Origin of the sequence: Saccharospirillum impatiens DSM 12546, from assembly GCF_000423605.1 — a bacterium.
Lineage (GTDB): Bacteria > Pseudomonadota > Gammaproteobacteria > Pseudomonadales > Natronospirillaceae > Saccharospirillum > Saccharospirillum impatiens.
Window position 1 is genome coordinate 1 of the sequence record NZ_AUIH01000138.1, and the last position, 1,820, is coordinate 1,820.

The following is a 1,820-nucleotide window of genomic DNA, read 5'->3' on the forward strand; positions in this document are numbered from 1 at the left end:
GGGCGGCTTCGAATATCTTCTGTGTCATACTGAGGATTCCTTGCTAGATCACTCAGATACTATAAATATACCCACTCATTTTTCAACAGAGGCAGATATTGTCATACCTAAAAAAGGAGGTAGGAAAAAAAGTTGGTATAGTTCCCAATCCGCGCCATGGTATACAAATATTGTCAATATAAACAATACCAAAGCACCAAATAGACCCGCTGCGACTCTGTAGTTCACGAAACTGCTGTCTGTTCTGATGATCCAGATATTACCATCTGTCAGAGTGGCGAAGTCAGAGTGAAATACGTAATCCTCAATGGGCGCAACAGGCTGCCCTCTTGATCTGAGCTTTCGCCCTTTACCAACCGCCTTTGTCGAATCAGTTGCACAATCGATATCCGGCCAGATATCACGATCTTTGGGTACTACGATGTGGAAAATGCCAACAGCTAGAAATTTAAACAAGCGTGCAATTAGCCTTACTGTACGGACAACCAGTTTATTACCCTCTTCTTCAATGTCTTTGATCTCAGGCAACAAAGGACTCCCTAGTATTAGTGTTTTTTAAAACGCTTAGCTGCATTTACAGTGACTCAGTTGACTTATAGTCCTTTCTAACCTGCTGTTCCCATTCTTCATCGGCAGTTCTAAGCCCACTTCGAACAAGACCTACAATTTGATCAATCTCGCGTGCAAGACTACGTTGAGTAAATCGTTTCTCCATACCCGGATAAAGCCCACCATATTTCCTGGTCCACATCGACCAGTCTTCTATGGCTATCATAACTAGGCTAAGAAAAGATCGCCTTGCAAGTGGCGGAATCGTCTTAGAATATTCAAGTATCTCACTAGCTGAAAATCTTTCAGGCTTAAGCAGTGACTGTACTTCAAGCCCTAATGCTTCAATTTCATTCTCAATGTCTTTGTCTACTTCCATCCACACATCTATTGGAATCTCCTTACCACCATGCGTCAGGTCTTCAATCGTGTAGCCAAGCTTTTGGCAACTACGAATCTGGTGGGTCAACCCAGGGAGCTCAGGTATTGGTTTGCTATTGTCCATGAAATCCGAGAGCACACGCCACAGGTACTGTGCCTGAGAATAGATTTCCGTACTGCCAAAATAGGTATTCCACCAGCGGTTCCATTCACCTCGAAAGCTGACCTCTGGCATCAGCATGAAGTTCCGGCTGACACCACCGCGATAGGCTTTCCTGTGCCAATAGCTATTCACTTGTTCAAACGGAACAGTCAGTGACTTTCGCTTGTTCTTATGCCAGAAACACACGTTGCCACTGTTTCGATCAAAGACAATCCACTTATTATTTCCCTTCTCCCAACGGGCCAATAAGGAGAAAAAGACCATCACAAAAAATAACGGCAGTATAACAATCCTGGTCATTTCGAAGGGAACTTTGGCGAACCAAAACGTTGGAAGTAAAAACATCAACATCGCCCCAGGTAGAATCACTCCTACTGTGTAGTCCACAAACCGACTATCTGTTCTAACTATCCAAATATCTCCGTCAGTTAGCGTGTCGAAACCGGAGTGAAAAACATACTCCTCAACGGGCGTAACAGCCTTTCCTTTTGACCTTAGCTTCCGTCCTTTACTAACCTTCTTGGTCGGTTCATTTGCACAGTCAATATCAGGCCAAATATCACGATCTCGAGGAACCATTATGTGATATAGCGTCAAAGCACTTTTCTTGAGAGATCTAAACACCATGTCTATAGTTTCCGCATCTAGCTAGTGCCCGTCCAGAAAGGGCGATTTTTCAGAAAGATGCCAACGTCCTCCATTGGTCGTCGGATCCGCTTGGTGGTAA

2 protein-coding genes are annotated in these 1,820 nt (G+C 44.1%); both read right to left on the reverse strand.

Annotation, left to right across the window (positions count from 1 at the left end):
• Positions 1-75 precede the first annotated feature (75 nt).
• Positions 76-528 (reverse strand): hypothetical protein, encoded by a 453-nt coding sequence (locus tag G565_RS0120860; protein WP_157600193.1) that lies wholly within the window; start codon positions 526-528, stop codon positions 76-78.
• A gap of 46 nt (positions 529-574) precedes the next feature.
• Positions 575-1,720 (reverse strand): hypothetical protein, encoded by a 1,146-nt coding sequence (locus tag G565_RS0120865; RefSeq protein ID WP_028672529.1) that lies wholly within the window; start codon positions 1,718-1,720, stop codon positions 575-577.
• Between the last annotated feature and the right edge of the window lie 100 nt (positions 1,721-1,820).